Origin of the sequence: Psychroserpens sp. XS_ASV72 (assembly GCF_041224425.1) — a bacterium.
Taxonomy (GTDB): Bacteria; Bacteroidota; Bacteroidia; order Flavobacteriales; family Flavobacteriaceae; genus Psychroserpens.
Window position 1 is genome coordinate 71,276 of record NZ_JBGFGL010000068.1, and the last position, 24,429, is coordinate 95,704.

General features: G+C 35.0%; 15 protein-coding genes and 1 tRNA gene. 14 read left to right on the forward strand and 2 right to left on the reverse strand.

All coding sequences use genetic code 11. The annotated features are described in order from the left end of the window. Positions 1-10: 10 nt before the first annotated feature. From AB9K26_RS02360 to AB9K26_RS02405, 10 genes are all read left to right on the forward strand, one after another. On the forward strand, positions 11-2,374 hold the full coding sequence (locus AB9K26_RS02360; protein ID WP_369970928.1) for a hypothetical protein: 2,364 nt from the start codon (positions 11-13) through the stop codon (positions 2,372-2,374). An 8-nt stretch (positions 2,375-2,382) separates the two neighbouring features. Further along, entirely contained in the window at positions 2,383-4,959 is a 2,577-nt protein-coding gene (locus AB9K26_RS02365; protein WP_369970929.1) for a type I restriction-modification system subunit M, read from the forward strand. Continuing rightward, on the forward strand, positions 4,952-6,157 hold the full coding sequence (locus tag AB9K26_RS02370) for a restriction endonuclease subunit S (protein ID WP_369970930.1): 1,206 nt from the start codon (positions 4,952-4,954) through the stop codon (positions 6,155-6,157). Before AB9K26_RS02365 ends, AB9K26_RS02370 begins: the two co-directional genes overlap by 8 nt. 11 nt (positions 6,158-6,168) lie before the next feature. Further along, a complete protein-coding gene (locus AB9K26_RS02375; RefSeq protein WP_369970931.1) occupies positions 6,169-7,149 on the forward strand; it encodes a hypothetical protein in 981 nt (326 codons plus the stop codon). Between the two features lie 12 nt (positions 7,150-7,161). Next, positions 7,162-9,321 (forward strand): McrB family protein, encoded by a 2,160-nt coding sequence (locus AB9K26_RS02380; protein ID WP_369970932.1) that lies wholly within the window; start codon positions 7,162-7,164, stop codon positions 9,319-9,321. A 59-nt stretch (positions 9,322-9,380) separates the two neighbouring features. Then, positions 9,381-10,745, forward strand: a complete 1,365-nt coding sequence (locus AB9K26_RS02385) for a hypothetical protein (protein WP_369970933.1) — start codon at positions 9,381-9,383, stop codon at positions 10,743-10,745. Positions 10,746-10,747: 2 nt separating this feature from the next. Beyond that, positions 10,748-14,092: a type I restriction endonuclease subunit R gene (locus AB9K26_RS02390; protein WP_369970934.1), complete on the forward strand. Its 3,345-nt coding sequence runs from the start codon at positions 10,748-10,750 to the stop codon at positions 14,090-14,092. After that, entirely contained in the window at positions 14,092-14,772 is a 681-nt protein-coding gene (locus tag AB9K26_RS02395) for a M48 family metallopeptidase (RefSeq protein WP_369970935.1), read from the forward strand. The genes AB9K26_RS02390 and AB9K26_RS02395 overlap by 1 nt, the downstream gene beginning before the upstream one ends. A 228-nt stretch (positions 14,773-15,000) precedes the next feature. Beyond that, the gene (locus AB9K26_RS02400; protein ID WP_369970936.1) at positions 15,001-15,129 is read left to right on the forward strand and encodes a hypothetical protein; all 129 of its coding nucleotides are present in this window, start codon (positions 15,001-15,003) and stop codon (positions 15,127-15,129) included. Positions 15,130-15,138: 9 nt separating this feature from the next. Next, positions 15,139-15,780 carry a hypothetical protein gene (locus AB9K26_RS02405; RefSeq protein ID WP_369970937.1) on the forward strand — a complete coding sequence of 214 codons (642 nt, stop codon included), beginning with the start codon at positions 15,139-15,141 and terminating at the stop codon, positions 15,778-15,780. Positions 15,781-16,350: 570 nt separating this feature from the next. Here AB9K26_RS02405 and AB9K26_RS02410 read toward each other — a convergent pair. Continuing rightward, positions 16,351-17,034 (reverse strand): hypothetical protein, encoded by a 684-nt coding sequence (locus AB9K26_RS02410; RefSeq protein WP_369970938.1) that lies wholly within the window; start codon positions 17,032-17,034, stop codon positions 16,351-16,353. Between the two features lie 1,714 nt (positions 17,035-18,748). After that, a tRNA-Ser gene (locus AB9K26_RS02415) sits at positions 18,749-18,833 on the reverse strand. Between the two features lie 151 nt (positions 18,834-18,984). On the opposite strand from AB9K26_RS02415, the gene AB9K26_RS02420 reads away from it, so the two are divergent. From AB9K26_RS02420 to AB9K26_RS02435, 4 genes are all read left to right on the forward strand, one after another. Further along, positions 18,985-19,614, forward strand: a complete 630-nt coding sequence (locus AB9K26_RS02420) for an NAD(P)H-dependent oxidoreductase (protein ID WP_369970939.1) — start codon at positions 18,985-18,987, stop codon at positions 19,612-19,614. A gap of 63 nt (positions 19,615-19,677) precedes the next feature. Beyond that, entirely contained in the window at positions 19,678-20,097 is a 420-nt protein-coding gene (locus tag AB9K26_RS02425; protein WP_369970940.1) for a thioredoxin family protein, read from the forward strand. 3 nt (positions 20,098-20,100) lie between these two features. Beyond that, positions 20,101-21,294, forward strand: coding sequence for a DegT/DnrJ/EryC1/StrS family aminotransferase (locus tag AB9K26_RS02430; RefSeq protein ID WP_369970941.1), 1,194 nt, complete (start codon positions 20,101-20,103; stop codon positions 21,292-21,294). 136 nt (positions 21,295-21,430) lie between these two features. After that, positions 21,431-24,373 carry a response regulator gene (locus AB9K26_RS02435; protein WP_369970942.1) on the forward strand — a complete coding sequence of 981 codons (2,943 nt, stop codon included), beginning with the start codon at positions 21,431-21,433 and terminating at the stop codon, positions 24,371-24,373. The last annotated feature ends 56 nt before the right edge of the window (positions 24,374-24,429 follow it).

Genomic DNA, 24,429 nt, shown 5'->3' on the forward strand with positions numbered 1-24,429 from the left:
AAATAAACCAATGAAATTAAAAATTTTATTTGTATTAACCTGTGTTTTTTTGTCTTCAGTTGAAGCTCAAAAACTTACCTTAAATGACTTGGAAAACATATGTCAGAAAAAGAACTGGGAAAGTGTTAACCAGTTTTTAATGAATAAAGGATGGGAATATTACGAGTCTTCAAAAGGTGATTCCGAAAGTTATAATACCATAACATGGTCTTACAATAAATCTTATGATGATAAGGCTTCGGCTTGGTTTTACCTTTACACATATGAGGGGTTTCCCAATAAAGTGAGCTATTCTGTTTTCAACAAACCATCTTACACTGCTATTCAGAAATCTTTAAGTCCTAAAGGCTATAAACTAAAAGATAGTGAAATAGAAGACAATGAATTAATTTCAAACTATGCTAGTTCAAAATTCTTACTTACTATATCTACAAAAAAACGTGAAAAAGACACTTATTCTAGTTATGATAAAAGTATAACAGCCTATGGTTTTACGCTTATCAAAAAATCCAGTGCCTATGACCCTAAAAATGGCTTAAAAAAATTATACTTTGATAAAAGCCAGCAGGTGGAAATCATCTACAATGTTAAAGATGGTAAATTTGAAGGCGATTATAAGGGGTATTATAAAAACGGAAACTTACGTATTGAAGGTGTTTATAAAAACGACCAAAAACAAGGCTTATGGAAAGAGTATGACGAGAATGGAAATATAGTCTATGTTTATAATATTAATAGGGGTGAATTGGATGGTGAATCAAAAGAATATCAGCCTGACGGTAAAATTAAGAAAACTGAGTTTTTTAAAAATAACCTACTACATGGAGAGTCTATAGTTTACTTTTATGATGATGAGACAAGGCGTTTAAAGGCTAAAGTTTTTTCTAACTATATCGATGGGAAATTAAATGGAGTAACCAAATTAATTTACATAGATGAAGATAACAACGAAAGCGTTTTATCAAAAACTTATTATGAAAATGATTTAAAGAACGGGTTGGCTCAAGAGATATCTGAAGACACGTTAATATTCGCAAATTATTACAAAGGTTTATTAAATGGGAAGTACAGACTTTATAGGGATTTGACAAAGTTTATTTTTGGAGGTATAATAGAGACAGATACTACTAAACTTGAACTAATTGATAAAGGACAATATAAAGATGGGAAAAAAACAGGGTATTGGAAACACTATACCCTAACTGGTGCAATTACAGAAGGGAATTATCAAAATGATTTAAAAATAGGACAATGGAAGAGTTACTATCCTAAGTATATAGATGACAATAATAAACCTTTTCACTATTCCCAAAAACTTCACAAGATAGAAAATTATGATAAAGGGCGATTAAATGGTACAACAGAGCTCTTTTCTAATCTGACTAAAACAAAATATAAATGTGAAGATAGGGATGACAACAATAAACCAAAAGACTCATGTACAAAAATGGTTTATACTAAATTATATATTCTAGCAAACTATAAAGATGATGAATTGCATGGCTTATATACCTTAAAAGATAGCCTAGGAAATTTACGCTATAAGGGTAATTACAATTATGGTAAAGAACATGGAGAATGGATTGAAAGCTATACCATAGAAACAGAAGAAGACCCGATATACGTTTATAAAAAAGGAAACTACCAGAGCGGATCTAAAGATGGGAAGTGGATTGAATATCTTAACGATGAGCATATCCTAGTAGAGAGTAATTATAAATACAATCTTTTAAATGGATTATATACCAGATACAACCTTGATGGTATTAAACAAGAAGAAAAACTATTTAGAAGTAATGAGCTTAAAGAACTCAAAGTTTATGATGAACTAGGGCAAAACATAGAAAAGATCTATAAAATCCTATCAGAATCCCAAAGCGCATACAAAGTACGTTTTATCAATTACTTTAAAGAAGGAGGTAGATTTGAAGCCGATTATCACATAGCAAAACCAACAGCAGAAGTGGCACATTACGATTTTAAAGAGTTATTTCATAATGAAATGAAAGGGTCTAATAAAAGCTATCAGGATGGAGATGTTTTATTAGCCAATGCAGACGGAAGTATTTCTTTTCAAGGCTATGTGTACAAAACTGCTAAGACAGGTACTTGGGAGCATTACTATCCAAAACAAAATGTAAAGATTATTACCAGCTACTTAGATCATAGTAACAAACCTAATACAGAAACGTATTACGCATTAGATACTAACCAATTATTTGATGGGGAATTTATCTATACAGATTCAGATACTGGTAACTATGAAGAACGTCGTATTAGAGACGGTTTACGTAATGGCACTACAACATACTACAACAAAGCAGGAGACAAGCTTAAAAAAGAAAAATATAAAGACGGTATTTTAAAAGACTAACAAACTACATGACCCACAAAAAACTAACCCTTTCATGGCTAGAAGGTTTCCTTATGGATGCCTGCGATATATTAAGAGGTAACATGGATGCCTCAGAGTTTAAAGAATACATTTTCGGGATGTTGTTCTTAAAGCGATTAAGCGATAAGTACGAACAAGACCGCGAAAAACGCTACAAAGAATTACAAGCCCAAGGTAGAACTGAGGACCAGATTAATAAACGACTAGAAAGCCCAAATAATTACGACTATTTTGTGCCTACCAGAGCACGTTGGAACTACAAAACCACCAACGATGCTGGTGTAGAAATCAATGACGGTATTTTGCACCTTAAAAAAGATGTGGGTGACCATCTAAACAAAGCATTGGAAGCTTTAGAAGAAGCCAACCCAGATAAGTTAAGCGGTGTACTCACCAATGTAAACTTTAATCGTACCATTGGTAAAAATAAAAATGCCTTGAGCGATGAAAAACTCATTGAGTTCATCACGCATTTTGATAAGGTGGTGTTGACAGACGACCGTTTTGAGTTCCCAGACCTTTTGGGTGCGGCTTACGAATATTTAATTAAATACTTTGCGGATAGCGCTGGTAAAAAAGGCGGCGAGTTCTACACGCCTAACGAAGTGGTAAAACTATTGGTGTCTATTTTAGAACCTGGTGAAGATGCCGAAATTTACGACCCAACCTGCGGTTCTGGTGGTATGCTTATTGAAAATAAAAACTACGTTGAAGCACGTTATGGCGATGCGTCTCGACTGAGTTTTTACGGACAAGAGTTAAGCGGAACCACCTGGTCTTTGTGTAAAATGAACATGCTGTTTCACGATATTTTTGATGCTACCATTTTACAAGGCGATACCATTGCAAATCCACAACACATAGAAAACGGAGAATTAAAACGTTTTGACATAGTCATTGCCAATCCACCATTTTCTGCCAATTATAGCGATATTAAAAACCATCGTGACCGTTTTCATTATTGGATGCCTAAAAAGAAAAAAGCCGACTTTATGTTTGTGCAACACATGGTATCTGTACTTAAAGATAACGGACGTATGGCTGTAGTCATGCCTCACGGTGTGCTGTTCCGCGGAAGCGAAGAAAAAAGCATGAGACAATGGCTCGTAGAACGTGGTTATTTAGAAGCGGTTATTGGTTTACCATCGGGTTTGTTTTATGGTACAGGAATTCCTGCTTCGGTATTGGTCATTAACAAAAAAGAGGCTGGTACACGTAAAGAGGTCTTGTTTATCAATGCCGATAGAGAATACAAAGAAGGCAAAAACCAAAACAAACTACGACCAGAAGATATTGCCAAAATTACCTATATCTACAAAGCCAAAGAAAATTTAGAAGGCTATGCCAAAAAGGTGTCTAAAACCGATTTAGAAAAAGAAGATTACAACTTCAACATCCGTAGGTATGTAGATAACAGTCCGCCTGCACAACCACAAGACGTGCATGCACATTTGCATGGTGGTATCCCTACAGCCGAAGTGGACGAACTACAAAACTATTGGGACAATTACCTGCACTTACGTACTGCCATTTTTTACAAAGCACCAAAAGCAGATTACGATGTGTTTACCGACCAAATTACCGCTAAAGAAGACCTAAAAAACGTAGTGCTTAATCACGAGGATGTTTTACAAAAACGAGAAGCCTACACCAACAGTATTAACAGTTGGTGGAACCAAAACGTAGCAAAACTTGAAGCCTTACCAGACAAGCAAAACGTTTATGAGGTACGACAAGATTTTGCAGTAAGCATTGCCAACACCTTTAACCAATTGGGTATTTTAGACTTACACAAAAGCCGTGGTGCGTTTGCAGCCTATTGGGATGCGTTAGAAACCGATATTAAAAGTATTGCTGCCAGTGGTTGGAATGCCGAATTAATTCCTGCCGATGCCATTTTACAATCGCAGTTCCCTGAGGTGTTAGAAGAACTAGCCATAAACGAAGCCCGTAGAGACGAGCTAGAGGCTTTGTTTAATGAAGTAAACGAACTAGATGATGACGAGTACGAAGAAGATAACTACGAGGTCTTCCCAAAAGAAGCCTTAAAAGAGTTAAAAGCCGATGTAAAAGAAGCCAATGCTACTATTCGCCAATGCAAAAAAGACATCAAAGCTCTAAACATTAGAATAAAAACGGTGACTGAGGCTCTCGAAGTCACTACCTTAGAACAACAACGCAACCAACGACAACACCAACAAACCCAAGCCGAAACCAATAAAGCAACCATAGACCAAAAACTAGCGCGCCATACCGAGCTTACCAACGAGCTAAAAACCTGTAGAGCCACCATAAAAGAAATAAAAGACAAAAAAGAAGACCTGGTAGCCAAAGCACGCGAAAACATTACTGCAGACGAAGCCAAAATACTCATACTACAACGCTTTAAAGAAACGCTACATATTACAGTAATGGACTATGTACACCGTTACGAACGTGCCTTGCTCACCGAACTAGAAACCCGCTTTACCAAATACCAACACACCTTGGTAAACATTTTAAACGAGCGCGAGCAAGCCGCTAACCAATTACAAACGTTTTTAAAGGAATTGGGCTATGAGTAGCGGATTTAAAGAGGTAGAATTAGGTTCTTACTTTGCTTTATTAAAAAGTGGTTTATCTAGATTATTATCTCAACAAGATATTGGTATACCAGTTTTAATATCAGGAAATATTAAAAATAATCGATTTGATTATAGTGATTTAAAATATTGGTACGTAAGAGATCCACAAGGAGCTGATACAAGTAAATATTTATTAGACGTTGGTGATATACTTCTATGTTTTATTAATAGTATAGAACAAATTGGAAAATTAGCGATTTTTAAAGGTTATGAAAGACCATGTATTTATACAACGAATCTTTTCAGAATAAAAGCAAAGTCTGAAATTGATTCAAGTTTTTTGTATTATTTATTGAGTTCAAGAATAGTTCAAGATGAAATTAAGGCTATAACTAAACCAGCTGTAAATCAAGCTTCATTTACTGTAGGTGATTTTCAAAAGCTGAAAGTTCCTTTTGTTCCCCTATCACAACAACGCAAAATAGCCCAAATATTAAGCACGGTAGATGCGGTACTAGAAAAAACCGAAGCCGCCATAGCCAAATACCAGCAGCTAAAACAAGGCCTCATGCACGATGTATTTACACGTGGTATAGATGTACACACAGGGCAACTACGCCCCAAACAAACCCTAGCACCAGAACTGTACAAACAAAGCGCTTTAGGTTGGATTCCTAAGGAGTGGGAAGTTAAAAAGTTGGAGGATTTTGGAGAAATAAAATATGGTCGAGATTACAAGGCAAATCCTAAAGGAGATAAATATCCAATTTATGGAACAGGAGGTATAATGGGATGGACATCAAAATCATTAAATTCTGGTCCAGCAGTTCTTACAGGTAGAAAAGGAACTATAAATAACCCGATATATGTTGAGGGTGATTTTTGGAATGTTGATACAATTTTTTGCATTAATACAAATGAATCAACAAACATAAAGTGGTTTTATTATCAAATGTGTTCTAAGGACTTAATGAAATTAAACGAGGCTACAGGTGTTCCTAGTGTTAATTCTAATGCGTTATACAATTTAAAATTTAGCTATCCAGACAAAATGGAACAAGATATAATTACAAATAAGCTAAATAAAATCGACCAAAAAATCCACACCGAGCAGCAGGCATTGGCAAAATACCAGCAGCTAAAAGCAGGTTTGTTGCAAGATTTGTTAACGGGTAGGGTTGAGGTGAGTGTAAATTAAAATAAGTAACTATGGAAGAAGAGAGAATACTCGCTTTTATTGATTTATTGGGCTTTAGTAGAATGGTTAGCATAGACCAAAATAAAGCAAGACAAATCCTAAATGATTTCTATAATATTTCATGGAGACTTATAAGAAGTAATGAAGATGTAAAAGGAACATTAATGTCTGACAGTCTTTTGCTTTACAGTAGCAATAGAACTTCTATTTTGAATTGTCTTTCTGATATTTATAGAGAATGTTTTAAAAAAAACAAGGAGTACGAAAGTTTGGGTAAGGACTTTTTTTTATTACTGCGTGGCGCTGTTAGTGAAGGGTTTGTTCGACTAGAAGATAGAACTACGTCACCTAATTTAGACAAAAACTTTATTGTGAGTCCTGCATTGGTGCATTCTGCAAAGTTAGAGTCTCTTGTTAAGGGGTCGCGTTTATTGGTTGCTGTAAAAGAAGACTCTCAAGAACAGAACAGAGAATACAACTGGAATAATAATTTAAAAAGTTTATTATATCCAGCTTCCTCTATCAAGTATATGAAGGGATATAAGTATACAGATGTTTTATGGTTTAGAGACGAAAGTAAAGTACTAGAGTTACAAAGGGCAGAAGTAGAGGAGATGTTGGTAATTGCTTTTGAGTTGGTGAAAGATAATGCAACCAATCCAAAAGTAATTGAACAACATATACAAACCTTACGGATAGGTCTATTGAGTTATATTAAGTTTTTAGATAGAGAAGATGACCCGATTTTAAAAGAACTACTTGAAAATTATACTGCAAGTCAATATTGGTTACTCTGGATTACTATGATTGAAATGATAACTGGTGGTTTTGAATCTTGGCGTTTTGAAGGTTCTAAGGAAATAGTGAGTTTTTATACGAAAGCATCATTAGAAAAGGGATGGATTGAAGTTATAAATGAGATTAATAAAGAAGAGCAAAAGTATTTAAAAGGTACGTTTAAAGCATTCATGAAAATGCTAGATGTACGCTAAAACCAATAGATTATGAATTATTGGCATTTACAAATGCACCCTAGTAATAGTGCAAAATTTAAGAAAGACACGCTTATCAAAATCCTTAAAGAGAAGAAGGTTATTGGTATGGGCGAATCTTGGCTCAATAAAAAGGGGGAAGAGGTAGCAGACCCAACCTATTTTAAGCAAGATGTAAAACTGAATGATGTCGTTCTTATACGTGATGGTATTGATCCAATAGCTTTAGTACAGATAAAAGGTAATTGGTTTATAGAAAATAACACTGATGAGGATTTTGATTGGTTTCGGTTGCGCAGATCAATACAACTGTTAAGCATTTATAATGATTCTGAACATAAATTAAAAGAAGCTATTTTACAAGAGTATGGAAAGAATCATATACAGGCACCAGGAACACTTACATCTGCAAATAATAATAATGCTACTAACCAATTCATTAAAAAATGGCATCTTAAAGTACAAAAACAAATGATTATGGATAACATCATTTTATCAGAAGAACGTATTGACAACATTAAAAGTTTATGGCAAACCTTTCATAATAAATATTCAAGTGTTGAGGTTAAGAAAATCAATAATAAAATAGAGACTTTACAAGAGGATTGGCAGTATTATCGCGAAAGAATATTAGATGGTACAATAGGTCTAGATGATTATACCAATAGATTAGAAAACAATAATGAACGAGGTGGCTACTTATGTAATTTTTTGGAGCGCACTACTAGCGAAATTTATGGTTCTTCAAAACCTGGTAATGCTAGTAATTTCGAGATTAAATTAAACAATGATAATGAGACTTACACTTTTAATGAAAATCTTAAAAGAGGTGATGGTCAAATAAATTACAACTCAAAAGAAGATGCAAAGGAAAGATTTACAACCGTTATTAAACCGCTATTACGAAAAATTGTTAATCGAAGTTCAGCTAGTGAAAAAATTGAAGTTATTGAAAATGCTAATTATGCTGCCAAACAAATATTAAGAAAAATGGCAGTATTAGATAGTACTAGTGATTTTTTACATATTTATTCAGACGATGCCATTAATACACTTCATAATGAATTTTTAGAAAGTGAAACAGAAACCAATTTAGGTAAGAATCATGAAATACGGTTGGTGATTAATAGTATTTTAGGACTAGAAAATTCGGCTTTTAATTCTTATGCAGTTTCTAGATTTTTGTGGCAATATGCCACGGCAAGTTCTTTTGCAGATGCAAACACACCTAATGTTATTTTGTATGGTCCACCAGGAACAGGCAAGACTTATAGTGTAAAGCAAAATTTGGATTTTGTTTGTTTAGGGGAAACAGAAAGGTATGAGTTTATAACCTTTCACCCTTCATTTACATATGAAGATTTCATTGATGGTATAAAGCCAAAAGGAGTTACTACCGATGGTAATATAAAATTTGAATTAACTGATGGTGTTTTTAAGAAGTTTTGTAAAAAAGCATTGGCGGAATGCTTGCAAGCAAAAGAAGAGGGAAGAGAGCCAAAACCATATTATTTTGTGGTTGATGAAATCAATAGAGCCAATTTATCAGCAGTATTTGGTGAAACTTTAATGTGTTTAGAAAAAGATTATCGTTATGATGTAAACAGACCTAATGACAATTTATATAAAACGCAATATAGTTCACTTATTGAAGCTATGGTTGAGGATGCTAAAAAAGAAGGTGATAGCAAAGAGAATTTAGCCTTTTATTTTACAGATGGTAATGCTTATTTCAGTATTCCGAATAATCTCTATTTTATAGGTATGATGAATGATGTTGACAAGAGTATAGATGCTTTTGATTTAGCCTTGCGTAGACGTTTTAAATGGCAACGAATGGATTACAGTCAAGAGGTTTTAGAGAATGTAACAAAACATAAAAGTGGTAATGCTTTTCATAATATTGTAGAGTATGCTATAGCTTGTACAAAACTAAATACATATATAAGCGAAACTCTTGGCTTAGGAAAGTCTTATGAGTTTGGGCATTCGTTTTTTATGAAAATAGAAGGAATAGCCCACAGAAAAACCATTACGAGTAGCAATCTTGAAAAATTATTCAGATTATATCTGCAACCATCATTAAGAGAGTATTTAAGAGCATTATATCCAGAGCAAGACTTAGATAGTAAGTTAGATGAGGCACTGCAATTATTTAAAGGAAGTTTATAAAAGTGAATATTAGTATTCCTACAAACCATCATTATTATGAGTCAACTTTTTTTGACCATATGCAACTATGGGATGCTTTTGATGTTAAGTATAAAAAAGACCAAAAAGTAATAGAACAAGATTTATTTTCTTCATTATTTACAGTAACTACTAAAAACCTAAGTTTAGCACAACTGCAAATAATTGGATTTAAAAATCAAAAAAATAAATTAAATCAAGAGGAGCAATTGGTAATTAGGCTTTTTTCGAAAGTAAATGGAGAACAAAAAAAGTTTGCTATACAAACAGGTTTATTTGCTGGTAAATTATATCATAAAGGATACGGTTTTAATATAACAACAAGTTATGGAAATGTGTTGCTAAATCGAATGCTTAATTTTGTTAATGATATTTATGTAAGCACAAAAGAAACAGAAGCAAAACTAAATAAAAAAACAAACGAATTCCATTACATAATTGCTTACTTGTTTATCCAATCACTAGAAAAAGCAAGTGTGTTAGGTTTGCCAAAACAATTTAAACAAGTTACAGAAAGAAGCTCAAAAGTAAGAGGTAAAATAAACATCAATCAATATCTAAAAGAAGATATTCCTTTTAAAGGAAAATTATCTTCTACCTTCAGGACTCAGCAAAACATCCAAGAAATATTGGATGTTTTATTTGCAGCTGTTACAAAAGTAGAGAACTATTTGGGGACTCATTACAAATCAAAGATTCTAGGTGTATATCAAACACTTAAAGAAAATAGTTCTAAAAAGTATGTGTCTCAAAACATTATAGATAAAGCTAAAAATCATAAAGTATTACAAAACCCTATTTATAAACCGTTCAAAGAGGTTCTAGACTATGCAGAAATTTTGTTAAATAACTTGGGTTTAGTGTCTAAACCTGATAAAAGTTTAAAAACTTATGGATATCTGTTTGATATATCGCAATTATTTGAGGTTTATCTAGAGAAATTACTTAAAAGATATTTCACAAATTGGATCGTAAATGGACAGGAAGAAATAAATGTTTATAACAATCTGTTTTTTGGAAGAAAAATGTTTCCAGATATTGTTATGAAACATAAACAAACAGGCGAAATAATTGTTTTTGATGCTAAATTCAAAAAAATGTCTGGTCGCAAAATAGATGTAGATAGATCTGATTTTTATCAAATACATACGTATATCCAATATTTTCAACCTGATGTTATTTTAGGAGGTTTAATTTATCCTCTGTCAGAAAATTTGAAGTTTAATAAATCAACTTCAAGCGGCTTATTTAATAGTGGATTTGGCACTAATTTTTTTATCGATGGTATTTTAGTTGGTGAGCAAATGGATATGGAAACATTAATTAGAAACGAAAATATCTTTTTAGAACGAATTCAATTACAGATTGAGAATTGTAGAAAACAAAATAAGTTAAAAGCTAGTTAACCATGGCAGAATACACCAACGTAGAAAAACCCTTTTTAGATAAATTACAAGCCTTAGGGTGGCGTATCATCAACCAAGGCAGTTTTGGCATTCCTAAAGATCCTGCGTCTAGTTTGCGTTCTTCTTTTAAAGAAGTAACTCTAAAAGAAGAGTTTATGAAAGGAGTAGGCCAGATCAATTTGGTTAATGGCAAAACATGGTTAACCAATAAACAACTAGAGGATATTTACAACGAACTAATTAGTGTAGAACGTGATAATTTATCCTTACTAGAGGCCAACAAACAAATCTTTGAAAAACTCATCGGTGTTACCAAAACCACGGTGGCTAAAAATGAAGTGACAGGAGAAGAGAACCCCCTTGTTAAACTCATCAATTTCGAGAACTGGGACAACAACATGTTTGTGGCCATCAATCAGTTTAGAGTGGTTACACCTGGTGGTCCGCGTGAAGGCATCATACCAGACATTGTACTTTTTGTTAATGGTTTACCTATTGCAGTAGTAGAATGTAAAGAAGTAGATGTAGCAGATCCTATTTCTAGTGCAGTTGACCAAATTATGCGCTATGCCAATACCAGAGAAGATGAGTTTGGCACCAAAGAAGGTGAAGAGCGTTTATTTTACTACAACCTCTTTAGCATTGCTACGCATGGTGAAGAAGCACGAGTAGGGTCTATTACAGGCGATTTCGAATACTACCTCAATTGGAAAGACATTTTTCCAGAAAGCTATAAAGACATAGATATCACAAACTATGTTGAAGAAGAAAGCGAGCGTTATAAAAGTAATGGGTTACAAAACGATCCTCGTGTACGTCAGGAGGTCATGATAAAAGGGATTCTCAATAAAGAAATCCTCTTAGATATTCTACAACATTTCACACTCTTTATGGAAATTAAAGAAGGTGTAGAGGTTAAAATCGTGTGTCGTTACCAACAATACAGAGCAGTAGGTAAAATTTTAGACCGTATGCGCAGCCAATCTACAGGACAAACACGTTCTGGAGTAGTATGGCATACCCAAGGTTCTGGTAAGTCTTTGACCATGGTGTTTTTTGTCCGCAAGTTGCGCTCGCAATCTGACCTCAAAGATTACAAGGTCATTATGATGGTAGATCGCAAAGATTTACAGAAACAACTATCGGCTACAGCACGTTTAACCAATGAGTTTAAAGAAGCCAATATTGTAAGTTCCCGTAAAGAGCTTAAACCGAAGCTAAGTGGGACAGCATCTAACTTAAATATGGTCATGGTGCATAAGTTTGTGCAAGAAGAACTGAAACATTCCAAAGCCTTATTAAAAGCCTACGAAGAAAAAGGCGAAGTACCAGAATTTAAACCTTTTGAGGTCGTAAATACCTCAGATAGAATAGTAATCCTTATTGACGAAGCACACCGTACACAAGGCGGTGATATGGGCGATAATCTATTTGCGGCCTTTCCTAACGCAGCCAAAATAGCCTTTACAGGAACACCGTTATTGACCGATAGACACAAACAGAAAACACATGAGCGTTTTGGTGGCACAGGGGAGTTTATAGATACCTACAAAATACGAGAAGCAGTAGATGATAGAGCCACTTTAGATATAAGATATATTGGTAAAACCACCAATGATAATATCAGTTCTAAAGAAGCCTTTGATGCCGAGTTTGAAGATGTCTTTAAAAAACAATCCAAAGAAGAAAAAGAAGAGATTCAAAAGCGTTATGGAACGATGCAAGCCTATTTAGAGAACAAAGACCGCTTGCGTAAAATAGCCAAAGACATTGTAAAACATTACGTGGCAGATATTCTACCTAATGGGTTTAAAGCTATGGTCGTTGGGAGTTCTGTGCTTGCAGCGGCACGATATCAATACTACATTCAAGAATACATTCAAGAGTATATAGCAGAAGAAAAACAAAAACAAAGTCCAGATATAGAGCTTATCGAAAAACTTGAGTTTTTAAAATTAGGAACTATTGTAACCAAACAAGATAACAATGAGCTTGGTTTCATCAGTGCGGCTAGAAAACAAGCCAAAGAATTAAAAGCGGTAGATAACTTTAAAAAGGACTTCGATTTTTCTAAAGATGCAGATGGTAATTACCTAAAACCAGAAACAGGTGTTGCCTTTCTGTGCGTGTGCGATAAATTACTAACGGGCTTTGATGCGCCTATTGCACAAGTGATGTATTTAGATAAAAACATTCGTGAACACGACTTGTTACAAGCCATAGCACGAGTAAATAGAACTAAAAAAGATAAAAAACATGGGCTTTTAGTAGATTATTACGGAGTGTCCAATCATTTAAAAGATGCCTTAAATATTTGGGGAGCCGAAGATGAAGAGGATATCAAGGAATTATTAGAATACTTCAAGGATATTGATAAAGAAATTCCTGTCTTAGAAGCACGTTACAACAGAATGATTCAGTTGTTTACAGACAAAGGCATAACTGATTTTAAAAAGTTTGCCGAACAGCGAATGATTGACAAAGACAAAGAATTTCAATTGGCAGAGGATTGTATAGCCTTGGCAGAATCGGTAGCCTTTAGAGCACAATTTGACACCTATCTAAAAGCCTTTTTTGATAGTTTAGATTTGCTATTCAATTCTAAAGTGGCTAAAGACTATTACATTCCTGCAAAGCGTTTCGGGTATTTATTGGTACGTATCAAAAACCGCTATAAAGACCCAAGTATGGACTTAAAATGGGCAAAACCCAAAGTGCGTAAAATGATAGACAGCTATTTAGAAACTTTGGGTATTGATAGTAAAATTCCACCAGTAAGTTTGTTGTCAGACGATTTCACTAAAGAAGTGGATAAGCTAGGTAAAAACAGCAAGGCAAAAGCGTCTGAAATGGAGCATGCGATTAGAAGACACATCAAAGTCAATATGCAAAAAGATCCTGCGTTATACAAGCGTTTTTTAAGAAGAATAGAAGAATTACTAGAGCGTTATGCCGATAATTGGGAAATGATTGTACAAGAATTCTATAAAGTCCGAGAGGATATGGATAAGGGGAGAGCGGATGAAGCTCAGGAATCAGGCTTAACCCAACAAGAGCTACCATTTTATGATTTCATCATCTTTACAACGTTAAAAGAAGAAGATTTATCGGATGATGAAAAAGAAGTATTAAAAACTTTAGTAAAAAATCTAGTGGTCTTGCTTCAAGATGCAATAAATAAACCAAACTTCTGGAAAGGACGCCCATCCGAAATACGAAAATTACAAGGCATTATTGAGGATGAAATAGCATTTGTGTCCATTGAAAAAGTAGCCAATCAGTACGCCAAGTTGAGCGTTGAGATAATGAACTTGGCAAAGCGTCGAAACGATGAATTATTAGGATAATGCAGGTATCAGGAATCGACATAAAAGTAATCAAGAGTAAACGTAAAACCCTTAGTATTTATATCGAGCGAGATGGTTCTGTGTCAGCTCGTGTGCCAGAAAAAGTTAAAGACGAAGAGCTTCAAGACATTTTAAATTCAAAAGAGTACTTAATTTTCAAACATCTTGCTGAATGGGAGCAATTAAATGCAAATGCAGTAGAACGCGAATATGTTAGTGGTCAATCGTTTTTATACTTAGGAAGAAATTACCGCTTAAAATTCGCCGAAGTAGAGGCAGGTAAATTACATTTCAGAAAAAATACTTTTTTCTTAAACCCAACTGATAAGGATAAAGCTAAAGAGCTGTTTATTGATTTCTACAAACAAAAACTTAATACTAAATTACCAGGAATAGTAAAATCATATCAAGAACAATTAGGCGTACTGCCAAGAATTCTTAAAGTAATGGAGCTTCAAAACCGCTGGGCTTCTTGCTCAGCAAACGGTAACGTAAACTTCCATTGGAAATGTGCTATGGCACCAATTGATGTGTTGCACTACATTGTAGTGCATGAATTAGCCCACTTAATTCACAATAACCATTCAAAACTATTCTGGAATGAAGTCGATAAAATATTACCAAATTATGATGCCCAAATCCATTGGTTAAAAATCAATGGCGCAGGTATGGACTTGTGAATTGAATATTAATTATAAACAGGGTAATAATGATTTACTTTTCTATTTGTCACTTCGAGCCATTTTATGAGATGTCAGTAAATAGTGTCCAGAAACGCATCCCGTGTCATTCTGAACGCGTTTCAGAATCTTATAATTAAAAAATGAAACCAAAAACCGTCAATATCTAGAAATGCCAATTTTTTGAGTTTTAGTTTTGTAACATAGTAATATTAAAAACAAAAAATTATGAGTACACAAAACAATCACCAAGCTAATCAAAGTAATGCAAACAAAGGCACCTCAGGTACTAACAGCACCTACAGTAAAGTACATGGTAATCGAGGAGCGCAATTAAATCCTAACAGAAAAAAGTAAGCGTCAAAAATGGCTGTGACAACTAAAAATGAATGGAGAGACCTATTACAATCCCTTGTGCAAAGTGGTCACAGATGGAGATGCAAAGAACATTTTTTTCTAACATTAACAAGCTACCATCTTAGTGATGATTTTAAATCGTTAAGAAGGTGGCTGGTTTATATAATGCATCATGCCAATTGGTTAAATCTCAAGGAAACACCCTATATAACACTGTCAGACCAAATGCTTGCAGATTTTACTGATCAACATATGCCTAGTACATATGATAAGGAGTCTATGTATGAGCTGTTCGGAACTAATCGCAATACATTTAAAAAAAATTATGCAAAATACCTTCAAATAAAGCAGCCTACAATAGGGCAGGTGATGTTAGCTATGTTTAACCAATGGAGAGACACTAACCAAGAACTATCAGAGCCTATTAAGAAAAAGGATATATCAAGGCTTCAAGGGTTTTACCCAAAGAAAACAGCAAGAATGTTTGTTGAAGTTCCTCAGGTACAAGACTATTTAGAAACCATAGGCTTATCTTATGAAAAAGCAAGGGAGTTTCCACCTCGATTAATTGAAATAGTTTTTGAAGAAATAGGTGAACCAGAAAGATACAAAGAGTTAGTGGCAATTCTTAACCAAGATGAAGAGGCATAAAAAAATAGTAATACAATACACCATATTGATGTCATTCCGAGCATAGCGAAGGAATCTTATGAATGGCATAGTTATCAACAAACAGATTGCCACGTTCGTCCCTCACTCGCAATGACAATACATAAGGCTATTTTCAAAACAGCATTGTACTTGCAATTCCAACAAGGTCGGAAAACCCAACGATTTTAAGAACTAACGTAAAATCAAGTTCCGCCTTAAACATCTGGCAGGCGAGCGTCGATCACTAGTGAAAATATTGTTGGTGAGATATCAACGATTTCAAGAACTAACGCAGAATCAAGCGAAAGTGCTATGCAAAGCATTAAGCATGCAGCGCAGATTTGAGTGGTTTGGCGTAGACAAAAGTTCCTAAAAATCGTTTTGATGTTTTGGTTCATTTTGCATCAAGGTAAAATGAACATCATTAAAGCTGCCATGGTAAAAAGTGTATTAAAACAAAACCCTTCCCTGTTTTAGGGAAGGTGTCCGTAGGACGGAAGGGTAAAAAAACAAAAAACCCTCTCTAGCAAATAAGCCAAAGAGGGTTCTAACCAAGGTTAATAAAGAAGTCTACCCACCAACAGCAATCTTCATCGCATGCCCTTGCGAAAACTCATACAACTGTCCATTCACCATTTGGTAAAACACAATCGCAGTCCCTGCAAATAGCGCACTGGTCACAGGTATGGCACCATAAGAACTCATATCCACAACAAGGTTGGTAGCACTACCCACCATACCACCTAGCGGAATTTCAGCACTGTAAGTTACCATACCACGGCCATTCACGTCCTCATCAACAGGCTCATAACCCTTAATGGCAGGAACCCATTCATAGTTACTGGTAAAACCAGCGGCCAAAGCCAATTTAAAATGCGTGGCACCTTCAGGAGCCAAAACAAAGGTATCCGTATCAAAATCAGGAATATCCCAAGTCACGGTATCACGGGCAGCATTGATAACAGGAGGTGAGGATGGCGCATTAAACTGCGTGTCAAAAGGCTTACTCAAGTTGAGATTAAACCCCTTAAACAAATCCACATGGCTCACGAGATCAATATCACGCTCACCACGAGCACCAGTTCCTAATCCACACACTTTGCGGATAATGGCATTCAATCGGGCACTCACATAACTGTCTCCAACCAAACGCACAATCCCAGCAAAGCTCTCTCGAAACGCCTTGCCGGTTTTGGCAGCGCCTCCAAATTCCTGCATGTTCTCACGAGTACGTCTGTACGCCGGATCGTTCATAATCCGATTGCGGCTCACACGGCTTTGGGTCTTTACAAAAGATTCGCCGTTCTTTCGGTAGAAGGTCAACCCGTCCAGAGTCCCTTCAAGTCTAATAAAGCTATTGTTTCTAGCCATAATACTAAAGTTTACGATTGCCTGTTTTAATAGTGAAGACAATCAGGTTAATACTCAGAAAGCAACCAAGGCTACTTTCCATCATAGATGAGGGAATTACATGCTTAGGGAATCAATAGGGTAGAATAACACTGTAAGTTCAAATACAAAGCCTCCGGATAGCTCGAATTATAAAACTCACGATCCAAACATAGAAAATAAATTTTAATTGAGAATATTTTCTAAATGTAAGATTCTCAGTTATTTAAACAATTTTCTAAATAATATTTAAAATCAAACCAATTTTATATAGAAAAAATTCTACATTATAAATCCAACCTGAATAACCACTACGATTATCATAAAAATGCATGGTTTTAAAAAAGTGATGTAATTATAACCAATTCACATGAAGTGCTCCTTCAGGTCTCCTTCAGGTTTCCTTCAGGTGTCCTTCAGGTCTAATGCAGGTCAACAAAAAATTAAAAACCGTGTTAAACACAAGAATGTTCAAAACTAACAAGAAAACCCTTCCCTATTTAAGGAAGGTGTCCGTAGGACGAAAGGGTAAGACAACCCAATCCCAACAACGTCGAAAACCCCTGTCGTCAGTATAAATAACTGAAATCCAATTAAAGACTTTGTACGTACTTTGTCAACGATTTCAAGAACTAACGTAAAATCAATATTCAATAGAACGGCATCAGTTTTTGTTCGTAGTAAAACCAAGAACAGACACAAAGAGGGTAGAGGAGCATTGCCCAGCGTAGCGATTGCGATGCGCATGATTAAGTCTGTTCGTTAGGTTTTCAAGAACAAGAAGTGCAGCCTAGATTTTTTGTATCCTTTTTTATCGATGAAAAAAGGATATAAGTAAAAACCTTACTTATTTCAAGTAAGGTATCGCAGAACGGAAGGCTTTAAAAACCAAAATAACAATTTACATACTTCACCAACAATTTTCAGAACCAACGAAAAACGAAGATTAGCCTCTAACATCAGGCAGGCGAGTGTCAATGACTAGAAGAAGACGTTAAAAAAGAAATGCTGTTTGAGCGTAGCGAGTTCATTTCTTTTAGGCTTCGATAGTCAAATTGACCGCCGAAGATGTCAAGGCTAGACCTTTTTGACACTTTTTGCGGCAATGGTAAAAAGTGTATAAAAACAAAACCCTTCCCTATTTTAGGGAAGCTGTCCGCAGGACGGAAGGATAAGACAACCCAATCCCAACAACGTCGGAAACCGCTGTCGTCAGTATAGATAAATGAATTCTGTTAAAAATTGTCGAAGCCTTGGAGACAATTTAGGAATTCAATTATGGTTTCATTGCTTTAAGGCAATGAAAATACCTTCGACAGTAAAGGACTTTTTGATTCGTTTTTGGTCCCTCAAAAATGAATATAAGAGCAATGGGAAATAGTGTGTAATCATAAACCTAATGTAAAACCCTTCCCTATTTTAGGGAAGCTGTCCGTAGGACGGAAGGGTAAAAAAACAAGTAAGAGGGATTACTTCGTGATCCCTCTTACCGCATTTTGCAAATGCCTAAGCCTTAAAAAACAAAAAACCACTCAAGTAAACTTGGTGGTTTTTTTATTTCAAGCCTTGCGCTTGTTTGCGGAGAAAGAGGGATTCGAACCCCCGGAGGTGTGACCCTCAACAGTTTTCAAGACTGCCGCATTCGACCACTCTGCCATTTCTCCGATTGCGGATGCAAATATAAAACCCTTTTTTAACTCTTTCAAATAAAACCGAAGATTTTTAAATTTAATCTTAATATTTGGTTTTTATTAACGGCATCATCCTTTTAAAGTCCAAGCCTATCGCTTAATTTTGCAGCGTAAAACAATGCTTATGGATATTATTGATGCCTTGAATTGGCGCTATGCCACCAAAAAGTTTGATGCCAATAAAACATTGAATGATGAGCAGCTTCAAACCTTAAAGGAAGCTTTTAACCTTACGGCAACATCTTTCGGATTGCAGACCATTACCATGCTCATGGTGTCCGATAAGAACCTTAGAGCGCAACTTGTAGAACATGCTTACGGACAACAACAGGTGGTCGATGCCTCACATTTGTTGGTCATTTGTATTCAAGATAATATCAGTGATGCCGATGTTGATGCCTTTTTCGATACGGTTTCAGATGTGAGAAACACGCCTGAGACGATTTTGGAACCTTACAGAAACGATCTCAAGCGCATGATGAAGAACATGTCACAAACCGAACGACAGGAATGGTCCACCAAACAGGCCTATATTGCCTTAGGAAACTTGATGACGGTCTGTGCGGTAGAACAAATTGATGCCTGCCCCATGGAAGGGTTCTTACCTGAACAATTTGATAAAGCGCTTGGTCTAGAAGAGCGACACTTGAAATCGGTGTTACTATTGCCAGTGGGTTTCAGGGCAGACGATGATATGTTTTCAAGCTTTAAGAAAGTCAGAAAAGATATGGATGCAGCCGTGATTACACTTTAAGCGTAACTTTTTTTGAACCGCCTTAGTATTATCTTATATTTGTTTCAATTCAAATGAAAACCGATGAAAAAAATTGCATTAGTAATCTTGTTACTATTTTCTCTTCAGATTACAGCCCAAAATAAAGGGGATTGGTTCACTGATTATGAAGTGGCGACCGCAAAGGCGACATCACAAAACCAAAACATGTTAGTCTTTGCCACAGGTGATATGTCTTCTGAAACAGAAGCTTTATTAAACGAAGAACTCTTCAATTCTGAAACGTTTAAGCGTGTGGCTTTAAAAGTGGTCTTATTGCAATTGAGTTTCAATGATACCGATGCTTATACAAAGCGCATAGCAACTCATTACACGGGAGTAAAAGTAGCTCCTGCAGTATCTTTGGTAGATGCCAACGGAAACCGTTTGGGTGTATCGTTAACAGCTATTACCAAAGAACATATTCAGACATTTTTATCACAGTTGGAAGCTAAACTTCAATAGTATATGCCAGGTTTTGAATTGTTTGGCGATCAAGAACGCAAGGAAGTCAATGATGTATTAGATAATGGTGTGTTGATGCGCTATGGGTTTGATGGTATGCGCAATGGACATTGGAAAGCTAAATCTCTGGAAACAGAACTAAGCAAAACCTTTCAAACTAAACACGTACAGTTGGTCTCCAGTGGAACCGCTGCCGTTTCTGTAGCCTTGGCGTCTGCTGGTGTTGGTGCAGGCGATGAGGTGATTATGCCAACATTTACCTTCGTGGCGAGCTTTGAAGCCATCATGATGCTTGGAGCAATTCCTGTGCTTGTAGATATTGATGATACCCTAACTTTAGATCCCAAAGCAGTTGAAGCTGCCATTACCGATAAGACCAAAGCGGTTATGGTGGTGCAGATGTGTGGTAGTATGGCTGATATGAAGTCTTTACGCACCATATGTAATAAGCACAACCTTATTTTTGTAGAAGATGCGTGTCAAGCCATTGGCGGAACCTACGATGGAAAACCCTTAGGAAGTATTGCCGATGTGGGTTGCTTTTCATTCGATTTCGTAAAGACCATTACTTGTGGTGAAGGTGGCGCTGTCGTGACCAACAATCCTGAGTATTACAAAAACGCCGACCATTATAGCGATCATGGGCATGACCACGTTGGAAATGATCGTGGTGCTGAATCGCATCCGTTCTTAGGTTATAATTTCCGAATCTCAGAACTGAATGCAGCAGTAGGTTTGGCGCAAGTGAAACGCTTGCCGGAATTTATTTCCATTCAGAAGAAACACTATATGATTCTTAGGGATGCCATTGCACGAGTTCCAGGAGTTACCTTTAGAAAAGTCCCAAAAGGAGGCGAGGAGAGTTATGCGTTTCTGAATTTTTTCTTACCAGATTTGGAAACAGCTAGACAAGTGGCTGCTAAATTTAAGACTGAAGGTATTGATGCCTGTTGGAATTACTACGACAACAATTGGCATTATGTAAGAAAATGGGAACATCTTAAAGAGGCGAAGTCCTTATATCCACTATCTACAGAAATAAAACACGAATTGTCTAAGCTCAAAGAGAAGGACTTTTCGCAATCCGATTACTGGATTGGTAGAAACATCTCTTGCTTGATAAAATTGTCATGGACAGAAGAAGAGGTTAGACAAAGAGCTGAAACAATGGTTAATAACATAAAGTCTTGTCTTTGAGGTTGTTTTGTTAAAATCAAAACAAAAATTCATTTAATTTCTTATAAAGAATGTAACTTATTATTGTTACATTCATAACAGCTTGAAAAATTATTATTATCTATCATTGCTTAGCTGTTATTATTTGATTTTTTTTATGAACAAGTTTTGGGTTTTAGTTTTTTTGATTTGTAGTTTTTCATTTGCTCAAAAGAAAATAGTAAATGTTGATTCATTAAAACTAGTATTAACTCAAACTCAAATAGCAGACAGTTCAAAATGTAAAAGTTATATTGCTTTAATCAGGCATTATAAGAATAATGATATCGATAGTTGCAAAATATATTTTGAAGAATTTCTTACTTATGCTAAAACCTACAATTCAAACTTAGCATATTACAATTATTATAGAAGAAAAGCTGGATATTTCGGAATGTTTATTGAATCGGGACAAAGTGCGTCAGATTTTATAAATGATAATTTGTTGAAAGCGTTGTCTTATTCAAAGGTGATGAATGATCCGAAACGTATTTACAAGATTTATTCTCGCTTAACTCAAGAAAATGCAAGACTAGGAAATGGAGAAGATGCTTTAATGTATGCCCAAAAAGCAGAATCCATTTCTATAGAACATGGAATGTGGAAAGAAACTGCCTACATCTATGGGCAATTTGGAAAAATTTACAATTATGTTTTTGATAAAACAGAACTTGCATTAGAATATCTAATAAAATCAGATAGCATATATGAATCTCATAATTATAAAGGTTATAGTCGTGGCTTTACCTTATCCTTTATTGGAGATGTGTATGAATCTTTCAGTGAATACGAGAAAGCTATTTCGTATCAAGAACAAGCGTATGCAATATTTGATAGTGTAGATAATGCTTACCAGAAAAATTTCATTTTTAGTAAGCTTGCTCTTATAGAGAACGAAAGAGAAAATTATGACATCGCTACCAAATATGCTTTGGATGCTCGATTATTTTATAATCAGAATAAGTATCCGCTTCAAGAAGCATCACTAAGTGTGGTTTTGTGTGATATTTATTTTAATAGTGGTCAATTAGATAAAGCCTTTGAAGCTGGTGAAATTGCCATTAATCTTAACAGAGCTCATAAGAACGAAGCAGGTTTAATATTCGCACTTCTAAAGCAATCTAAGATTCTAAGTAAAAAAAAGAATTACAGAGAAAGTAATCTATTGGCATTAGAAGCCGAAGATTTAGCAATTAAACTGGATGGTTATGAAGAGCTAAAGGACATCTATAAAGTTTTGCAGTTAAATTCGGAAAAATTAAAAGAGTATAAATTAGCTTATGAATACTCACAGCAATTTAAAAGGATTAATGATTCACTTGTAACCAGTCAGAACCTTTTAAGAGCTAAAGAAATTGAAGCCAAATACCAATCAGAAAAAAAGGAAAAAGAAATCGCCTTATTAAAATCTGAAAAGGCTCTCATTGCTCAAAAGAAAAAAAGTGAACGAAATTTGTTAATTGGTGGTCTGGGAATAACTTCTTTAGCTGGTGTCTTTCTTTTTATGTTGTACCGAAACAGAAAGAAAACCAATCGAAAGCTGAAAGATTTGGATCAGTTTAAAAGCAAACTTTTTGCAAATATCTCACATGAGTTTAGAACTCCATTAACGCTCATTTCTGGGTATTCTCATAAGCAATTAGAAAATAGGGAATTACAACAAAATGAAAGGAAAGAGTTAGAAACGATTAATAAGAATGCTGACAGACTTGAAGGTCTGGTAAATCAAATGTTAGATCTGGCAAAATTAGAATCTGGACAATTAAAATTAAGAGTTACAAAAGGGGATTTATCCGTTTTATTAAAATCTTTAGCAGCTTCATTTGAATTAACGGCAAATGAAAAGAAAATAAACTATTCCAAAGCAATAAAAGGATTGAAAACTGCCTGGTTTGATGCTGATGTCATTCAAAAAATCACAACGAATTTATTAACGAATGCAATTAAGTATTGTGATGAAAACGGAACTGTAGCTTTTAATGCTAAAGAGGAACATAAGTCTTTGGTATTAGAAGTAGTTAATACAACCCAATCACTAACAGATACGCAAATAAAAAATATTTTCAATAGATTTTATCAAGCTGATGATAATAAAGATGGTATCGGTGTTGGTTTGTCATTGGTAAAAGAATTGGTTGATTTGTGTAAAGGAAAAATTAGTGTGATTCAAAATGATGATAGGATAAACTTTTCAGTTTTATTGCCAATCGATAAAAATGCATTTGAAACCAACCAAATTATCGTATCATCTGAAATCACAGAACTTAATAAAGCGTTGGATAGTGAGCAAATTGAAGTATCGCCTGAAGACAATATTATGCTTGTCGTTGATGATAATGAGGAAATAAGGAATTTTATAAAGAGTATTTTTCATAACCAATTTACACTTTTAGAAGCCAAAAATGGAACGGAAGGGTATCGCAAGGCAATTGAGTTTATTCCAGATATTATTATTTCAGATGTAATGATGCCCAATGTTGGTGGATTTGAGCTTACCCAAACTTTAAAACAAGATGAACGCACAAGTCATATTCCGATTGTTTTATTGACCGCTAAATCTGAAGATGAAGATAAATATAAAGGATTGGAAATAGGAGCTGATGATTATGTTACAAAGCCCTTTAAATCTAAATTGCTTCAAACGAGAGTGAATAATTTAATAAGTTCAAGAAAAAAACTTCAAGAACGCTACAGTCAAGAAATCATTCTTAGACCAAAGGATATCGCCATTTCAAATACCGATGAAATATTTTTAGAAAAACTTCAAGAAGTTATAGATTCTAATTTAATTGAATCCTCTTTTAATGTTAAGGAATTTAGCAAAGCGCTAGGTCTTAGTCGCATGCAATTACACAGAAAATTAAAAGGACTTACAGGTTTGTCAGCGACAGAGTTTATACGTTCCCAACGATTAAAATTAGCCGTTGAGTTATTAAAAAAATCGGATGTCAATATCTCTGAAATTGGATACTCGGTTGGATTTAATGATCATTCCTATTTTACCAAATGCTTCAAAGAACAATATGGTTGTTCTCCTTCAGATTACCTGAAAAACCTATAAAAAACCTAGGTGTTACATACTTCATAGCAATTGTTACATCTGTCATACTTCGGTTA